Origin of the sequence: Acidovorax sp. 22279 (genome assembly GCF_052045435.1) — a bacterium.
Taxonomy (GTDB): Bacteria; Pseudomonadota; Gammaproteobacteria; order Burkholderiales; family Burkholderiaceae_C; genus Acidovorax; species Acidovorax delafieldii.
Map to the genome: position 1 here is coordinate 1 of NZ_JBQEOV010000037.1, position 661 is coordinate 661.

Genomic DNA, 661 nt, shown 5'->3' on the forward strand with positions numbered 1-661 from the left:
GCCGCTGGAGGACTGCGCAATGTCCACCGACAGGTGGAAGGTGGTGGAGTCGAAGGCGCGGCCCTCGTAGTCGCCCTTGCTGGACTTGATACCGTGCAACACGGCTTGGCTTTGCATACGCATTTTTTGGGTTTCCTTGTGTGGCCTGGGTTAGTGGGCGTACGCGGCGTGGCCAGCACCGGAGCCCGAGATTTTTTTGAACATCTGCTGATAGATGCGCTCGACTTCGGAGCGCTTGAACTTGGACAGCCGACCGGGCAGCTCTGCGCAGTTCTCGATGAATTGCATGAGGGTTTCGCGGTCCATGTAGAGGAACGCGAGCGCGGCTGATTTGCCAGCGGTGGAGAAGAACCAACGGGCATTGCGCGTGCACTCAGCCATGAGCGTTTCGAGCGGCAGGCGCGGCTCTGTTTTGATGGGCTCGGGCGATGCAATGTCGCCGTGTTCAGCCAGCATCAGGGCATGCCAATCACTGGCACCTGCGAAGAAGTCGGCAGGCCTGCGGAGAATGTCCGTGGGCAGCAATCGCTTTTGGTTTCCATAACGCAACTCGATGCGTTGCCAGCCGGTGGCGTCCTGTTTGCCGTAGAGCTGCACGCCCTTGTCATAGACGTTGGTTTGCTTGCCTGCGGCCTTGCTGCCGAAGTAGAAGGAGCGACCC

The 661-nt window shown here is 59.8% G+C and carries 1 protein-coding gene; it reads right to left on the bottom strand.

All coding sequences use genetic code 11. The features are described from left to right. Window positions 1-150: 150 nt before the first annotated feature. Window positions 151-661, bottom strand: a 511-nt coding sequence (locus ACTJKQ_RS24520; RefSeq protein WP_440598368.1) for a replication initiation factor domain-containing protein, incomplete at its 5' end; no start/stop codon positions are given.